Origin of the sequence: Amycolatopsis sp. NPDC005232, from assembly GCF_040607795.1 — a bacterium.
GTDB lineage: Bacteria > Actinomycetota > Actinomycetes > Mycobacteriales > Pseudonocardiaceae > Amycolatopsis.
The window spans coordinates 148,435-154,831 of record NZ_JBEXHL010000021.1 but is presented as its reverse complement, the minus strand read 5'-3'; the positions used below and the strand labels follow the sequence as shown (position 1 = coordinate 154,831).

Here is a 6,397-nt window from a genome sequence, read left to right as displayed (position 1 = left end):
GTCGGATCGGCCTGGCGGCCGATCGCACCGCTCGATCCCAACACCGGCGCGATCTCGCGCGGTGTTCAGTACAAAACCCCCAGCCGGGTTCAGTCCAAAAATTCCCAGCCCGGGCGGCCCGACTTGCAGGTTTCGTAGGCCACCGGGTCGATGGTCTGGTAGATGCCGATCACCGTCTCGCCGTCGCAGGTGACGCGGCACAAGTGTTCGTCCAGACCACGCAGGCTGATGCGGGTGCGGGGGTTCGTGAGGTCGTAGGTCTCGCCCTCGGTCAGCTCCGGGCCGTCGTAGGAGCCCTGGTGGATGCCGCTTTCCGGGGTGCCGCCGTACATACCGCAGCGCAGGAACGCCGTCTGCAGGCCGAGGTGCTCGTAGTGCAGCTGCTTGACCTCGCCGGTGCCGAGCCGGTAGTCGACGATGCCCTCGGCGAAGATGTCGGTGTCGGGGTCGAAGCGCAGCCGCCGCGTCGGCTTGGCCACGCGCGTCGCGCCGGGCCGGCTGTCGCCGAACGGGTAGTACACGCGGTCGCCCCACAGCGTCCAGTCGGAGAACGGCACGAACGCGTTGCCGGACACGCCCACGTGAAGCCGACCGCCGAGCGACATCGCCGGCCCGCCCACGCCGCGGCCCGTGCCCCAGTGCCGGTCGCGGGTGCCCGCGGAGCCGGGGCCGAGCTCGACGCGGGTGCCGTCGACCTCGACCCAGCCCTCGACCGTGCCGAAGCCCTCGAACCCGGCGGTGACATCGTTGCGCCGGCCCGGCGGCGTGCCGTGGGCCGAGTCGGACAGGGGCTCGCGGAACACCTGCCGGGTGGTGTCGCGGAAGGTCAGGTCGTAGCTGATGCCCTGCTCGTTGGGTTCGAGCACGTAGCGCCATTCCCGCAGGCCGCGGATGATCTCCGGGGCGATCGGGCCGATGCGCAGGTCGGCCCGGTCCACGCCGAGCGCGCGGAAGCTGCGCACGGAGGTGTGCCGGCCGCGAAAGTTGACGATGGCGTAGGCCTCGGCGCGGTCGAGGTTCGGGTAGAAGCTGCCGCCGGTCGCGACCATGACCTCGCCGGTCGGGTCGTGGCAGATCATCCAGTACCGCTCGTAGGCGCGCGGGTCGCCGGTCGCCATCACGCGGATCGGGTCCGGCGTCTGATGGATGAGGTAATCGTCCAACGGGGACAGGGGGAACTGCTCCGCGAAATGCTCGTCGCCGACGATCAGGTCGCTCATCGCCACCTCCTCAGCTCGGGTCGGCTTCGATCCGACGGACCAGGTACTCGGTGATCTCCCGCCGGGCGACGGTTCCGTCCGCGGTGTCGGGCAGGTTCGTGATCACGCGGGACAGCAGGGCTCGCAGCTCGGCGTTGCGCTGGGCGGCTTGAGCGACGTCGTAGCCGGCGGGTTCGGCCGCCGCGGGGATCCCGATGTAGTGCGCGTGGCGGGTCAGCAACTGCGCCATGGTGGCGTTGTCGTTGACGTAGAAGGGAAGCAGCTCGGACCACGAACGGCCGATCTGCTTCAGCAGCCGCCGCACGTTGGCCAGGTTCTCGTGGGAGTCCCGGCTCAGTTCGGGGTCGCCTGCGACGTGGTCCAGCAGGCGCTGCGCACCGTGCAGCTGGTCCTCGATGGTCGGGCGCACGTCAGCTCCTTTCGGCGATCGCGGTCAGCAGGGTCCGCAGCACGCGTCGGGTCGGGCGGTACGGTTCGTCGCTGCGCTCGTCGAGGAACGCCCGGAGCCCGCTGACCTGCATGACCACGGTTTTGAAGGTCGAGAAAACCACCCACCACTCCAGCGCCGTCTCGTCGACGTCGAGGCCGGTGGCCTCGCGATAGTGGCTGACGAGATCGGCGCGTTCCCACACGCCCTCGATGAGGTGCTCGCGGCGGCGCAGCGGCTGCACGACCCAGCCGAGGTCTTCCAGCGGGTCGCCGAGGTGCGCGAGCTCCCAGTCGAGCAGCGCGGAAATGTGGTTGCCTTGCAGCAGGATGTTGCCGGGCTTGAAATCCGCGTGCACGAGCACGGTGCGTGGCGACGCGGGGGCGTGCTCGCGCAGCCACGCGACAGCAAGGTCCACTTCGGGCAGTGCTTCAAGCTGGTCCTGGCGCAGCACGGTCTCCCAGCGGTTCAGCTCGGCCAGCGACGCCTGTTCCCCCGGATCTTCGAGCACGGCGCCGAGGCCGGTCGAGCGCCAGTCGACGGAGTGGACTTGGGCCAGCAGTTCGCAGAACCGCCGGGCCAGGTCGGCGCGTTCGGCCGGCGGGCGGTCGCCGTTGACCACGCGGTAGTCGCAGTCGCCGGGTTCGCGGCGCATGATCAGCGACGGTTTGCCGAGCCACCGGCCGTCCGAGTCCAGCCAGCGGGCCTGCGGCGCCGGGAGCCCACTCGGTTCCAGGGCGCGCAGGACGGCGAACTCCGTGCCGCGGTCGGTGTCGACCAGGCCGCCTTCGGGGTCGCGGCGCAGGATCAGCGGCTCGCGTTCGTCCGTGGCGGGATCGACGAGGTCGAACACCCAGTTCTCCCGCGAGCGGCCGACGCCGACGCGGGCCAGGTCGACGATCTTCGGGACCGAGCCGAGCTGCGCCGAGAGGAACTCGTGCAGCTGCTCGTCGAGCGTGCTGGTCATGGCGTCTCCCGCAGTGAGGAACGGTGGCCGGGGGCCGCGATGGCGATGAGGGCGTCGGCACGCTCGGTGAGGCTTTTGCCGCGCAGGTCGGCGATCCCGTGTTCGGTGACGACGACGTCCACATGGGACCGTGGTGTGGTGACGGCGCCGGCGTGCAAGCCGCGCACGATGCGGGACCGGGTACCGTCGCCCGTCGTGGCGGGGAGCATCACGACCGAACAGCCGTCCCGCGACTGCTGGGCCGCGCGCAGGTAGTCGGGCTGGCCGCCGATCCCGCCGACGTAGCCGGAGCCGAGCTCCTCCGCGTTGACCTGGCCGGTGAGATCCACCTGCAGCGCGGAGTTCATCGCCACGAAGTGGTCGACGTCGGCGAACGCGCCCGGCCGCGACAGGTCCGAGACGGGCCGCACGAGCACCCCGGATTCGACCACCCAGTCGTAGAGCTCCGGGGAGCCGGCGGCCTCGCAGATCGTCACGGCGCCCGGCTCGCCGCTCAGCGCGCCGGAGCGGGCGAGGTCGAGCAGCCAGGAGCCGGCGAGCGTCGAGTGCACGCGCAGGTCGCGTCGGGACTCCAACGCCCGGCCGATCGCCGACGGCAGCGTGCCGACGCCGAGCTGGATCGTCGCGCCGTCGGGCACCAGGCCGGCGACGTGCCGCGCGATCGTTTCGTGCACCGGCCCGGTCGTGCCGGCCGTGATCGTCGGCATCGGCCGGGAACTGGGCACGGTCGCCGTCAGCTGCGAGGAGTGCACGCGGGGCGCGCTCGTGTGCGGCAGGCGGTCGTTGACCTCGGCGACGACGGCGCGGGCGCGGCCGAGCAGGTCGTAGGTGTAATCGACGGACAGACCGAGGCTGTGGTGACCGGTCTCGTCGGCGCTCGACACCTGCAGCGCCACCACGATCTGCTCGGGGTTGCGGCTCGCGAGTGCGCGCGGGACGTCGCGGAAGTGACACGGGATCACGGAGACGGTGCCGTTCGCGGCGAGCCGGCCGAGCGGGCCCAGCGCGCCGAACGACACCAGCGGCAGCTCACGAGCGGCCGGGCCGGTGAGCGCGGTGCTGTGGCTGAGCCCGACGAACACCTCGACGTCGGGCGGGGCCGCCCGCACCAGCTGTTCGAGCAGGGGCGTCGGCTCGCCGGTGCCCTGCGCGACCACGACGAGGTCGCCGGGTTTCAGGACGCCGGTGAGCCAGCTGTCGTCCGCGGTCACAGGACGACCACCGGCGTGACCGGGGTGGCCGTCGAGCCGACGAGCGGGATCGGGGCGAAGACGAACAGGAACGTCGACCGCGATTCGGCCGCCAGCGCGTCACCGAGCCCGGCCAGCTCGAGGTTCTCCAGCAGCGGCACGCCGTGCTGGTGCAGGAGGAGCAGGTGCGCGGGGAACCCGCTGGTCGCCGACTGCTGCTCCACGGCGTAGTTGTCGGCACCGACGAGGGCGACGTCGCGGTCGGCCAGCCAGCGCGCGGCTTCCTCGGTGATCCCGGGCTCGTCCGCGAAGTAGTCACCGCCGCGGCCCTGCGTTTCCAGCCAGCCGGTGCGGATCAGCACGGCGTCGCCGATTTCGGGCGTGACACCGGTTTCCGCGATGCCCCGGCGCAGCTCGTCGACGCCGACGGGGGCACTCGGCTCCAGCGGGCCGCCGGTCGCGGCCACCAGGTCCACGAGCACCCCGCGCGTCACGACCGGGAGCAGCTTTTCGGCGCCGCAGCGCTGGGCGCCGCGCGTGGTGCGCGTCGAAGCCTGCGAGTGTCCATTGTAGATCTCCTCGCCCGTCCACGCGTGGGACAGCGAGTCGACGTGGGTGCCGCTGTGCGTCGGGAACTGCACGGTGTCCTCGGCGAACCGGAAGCCGCCCGGAGAACGCGCACCCAGGGCGTAGTCGCCGGCGTCGCGGTTCATGAACCGCATCGGCCCCGGCCGGTGGCGCGGCGACGCCGTGGCGGGGCCGAGCGGCTGGGCGAGGCTGAGCGTCCGGCCGGAACGCACGAGCCCGGCGGCGCGGCGCGTGACGTCGGGGGTGACGAGGTTGAGGGCGCCGGCCTCGTCGCCGGTGCCCCAGCGGCCCCAGTTGCCCGTCATGGCGTGCCTGCTTTCAGCTTGTCCTGCACGAGTTTCTCCGCCTCGTCGCGCAACGTCCGGCGGACGAGCTTGCCGGTGCCGGTCTTCGGCAGCTGTTCGACGATCGCCACCGCCCACGGCACCTTGTACCCCGCGATGCGCTCCTTGCAGTGGGCGATCACGTCCTGCGCGGTGAGCTTCCCGCCGCGCGCCACGACGAACGCCACCACGACCTCGTCGCGGCTCGGGTGCGGCGCGCCGAGCACCACGGCCTCGGCCACGTCCGGGTGGCCCGACAGGAAGCTCTCGACCTCGGCCGGGGAGACGTTGATGCCGGAGGTCTTGATCATGTCGGTGATCCGGCCGACGAACGAGACGGTGCCGTCGGCGTTGACCACTCCGCGGTCGCCGGTGCGGAACCAGCCGTCGCCGGTGAAGGCGTCCGCGTTGGCCTCGTCGTCGTTGAGGTAGCCCGGCGTCAGGCGGCCGCGCACCTGCAGCTCCCCCGGCTCGCCCGCGGGCAGCAGTGCGCCGGTTTCCTGGTCGGCCACCCGGATCTCGACGCCGGTCAGCGGCTCGCCCTGCGTGCTCAGGCGCGTCTCGAGCGGCATGCGGTGGTCGGTGACGCAGCAGTTGCCGTAGGTCTCGGTCGAGCCGTAGACGTTGCACATCTCGCTGATGCCCAGCTGCGTGATCGCGCGCTCGACTTCTTCGGGGCGGCCGATGGTCAGCCCGGTGCGCAGCGACGCCACCGCCCGCACGCGCTCCGCCGGCCCGTTGGCGAGCGCGTCGACCATGGCGGGCAACAGATACGCGGCCGTCACGCGCTCCGCCGCCATCAGCTCGGCCGCGGTTCGGGGTTCGAACTGCTCCTGCAGCACGAAGCACGCCTGGTGCGTCATCGTGGCCATGAGCGCGTTGGCGCAGCCGAAACTCCAGAACAGCGGGGAGCCGAACCACACGCGGTCGTCGGCGGACAGGCCCATGCGCTCGCCGATGTGGAAGCCGTTGAGGATCAGGTCGCGGTGGCACAGCGGGACGGCCTTGGGGTTCTTCGTCGAGCCCGAGGTGTAGAGCACGAACGCGGGTTCACCGGGATCGGGTTTCGCCGGGGTGGCCGGCGGCTTCGGCAGATCGGCCCACGCCAGCGCCCCGTCCGGCACCTCGTCGCCGAGCACGACGACGTGCCTCAGCTCCGGGAACACCTCCCCCGGCTTCCCCAGGTCCGGTACCAGTTTCCGCAGCTCGCCGACGAGGTCGTTGCCCCGTACCCGGTCCACCATCACCAGCACCGACGCTTTCGAGCTGGTCAGCAGGTACTCGATGTCGTAGGCCTTGACCCACGTGTTGAACGCGTCGACCCGCGCCCCGGCCGCCATCGCCCCGAACGCCACCGGCACCCACGCGGCATCGTTCGGCGCCAGCAGCGCGACGACGTCCCCTTCGCCGACGCCGATCCCCTGCAACGCCCTGCGCGCGTCGTCCATCCGCTCGTTCAGCTGCGCGTACGTCAGCCGCACGCCGCCGACCACGAGGGCCTCCCGCCCCGGCACGGCCGCGGCACCCGCGCGCAGCAGGTCGGGCAGGGTTTCGGCAGCAAGCGTCGTGGTCATCGCGACATCATCGTCACTTTCGTAATTTCGAATCGAAATTCGTATATCCGTAAGCTACCGGCCGCGCGCCGAGGGAGTCAAGACGATCGGCAGCTGCGGCGAGAGCCT

6 protein-coding genes are annotated in these 6,397 nt (G+C 71.5%); all 6 read right to left on the bottom strand.

Annotated elements, in window-relative coordinates:
- Positions 1–89: 89 nt before the first annotated feature.
- The 6 genes from ABZU76_RS33555 to ABZU76_RS33530 are packed head-to-tail and all read right to left on the bottom strand — an operon-like array spanning position 90 to position 6,289.
- Positions 90–1,220, bottom strand: coding sequence for a hypothetical protein (locus ABZU76_RS33555; RefSeq protein WP_354876589.1), 1,131 nt, complete (start codon positions 1,218–1,220; stop codon positions 90–92).
- 10 nt (positions 1,221–1,230) lie between these two features.
- On the bottom strand, positions 1,231–1,629 hold the full coding sequence (locus ABZU76_RS33550; protein ID WP_354876586.1) for a hypothetical protein: 399 nt from the start codon (positions 1,627–1,629) through the stop codon (positions 1,231–1,233).
- A gap of 1 nt (position 1,630) precedes the next feature.
- Positions 1,631–2,614, bottom strand: coding sequence for a phosphotransferase family protein (locus ABZU76_RS33545; protein WP_354876583.1), 984 nt, complete (start codon positions 2,612–2,614; stop codon positions 1,631–1,633).
- Positions 2,611–3,825, bottom strand: a complete 1,215-nt coding sequence (locus tag ABZU76_RS33540; RefSeq protein WP_354876580.1) for an acetyl-CoA hydrolase/transferase C-terminal domain-containing protein — start codon at positions 3,823–3,825, stop codon at positions 2,611–2,613. The genes ABZU76_RS33545 and ABZU76_RS33540 overlap by 4 nt, the downstream gene beginning before the upstream one ends.
- Complete coding sequence (locus tag ABZU76_RS33535; protein ID WP_220242354.1) at positions 3,822–4,697, bottom strand: cyclase family protein; 876 nt, start codon at positions 4,695–4,697, stop codon at positions 3,822–3,824. The genes ABZU76_RS33540 and ABZU76_RS33535 overlap by 4 nt, the downstream gene beginning before the upstream one ends.
- Entirely contained in the window at positions 4,694–6,289 is a 1,596-nt protein-coding gene (locus ABZU76_RS33530) for an AMP-binding protein (RefSeq protein WP_354876577.1), read from the bottom strand. Before ABZU76_RS33530 ends, ABZU76_RS33535 begins: the two co-directional genes overlap by 4 nt.
- Positions 6,290–6,397 lie beyond the last annotated feature (108 nt).

What these genes read in the sequence shown, in the direction of transcription:
- ABZU76_RS33555 (WP_354876589.1), bottom strand. Translation starts at nt 1,220, where the DNA reads ATGAGCGACCTGATCGTCGGCGACGAGCATTTCGCGGAGCAGTTCCCC.
- ABZU76_RS33545 (WP_354876583.1), bottom strand. Translation starts at nt 2,614, where the DNA reads ATGACCAGCACGCTCGACGAGCAGCTGCACGAGTTCCTCTCGGCGCAG.
- ABZU76_RS33535 (WP_220242354.1), bottom strand. Translation starts at nt 4,697, where the DNA reads ATGACGGGCAACTGGGGCCGCTGGGGCACCGGCGACGAGGCCGGCGCC.
- ABZU76_RS33530 (WP_354876577.1), bottom strand. Translation starts at nt 6,289, where the DNA reads ATGACCACGACGCTTGCTGCCGAAACCCTGCCCGACCTGCTGCGCGCG.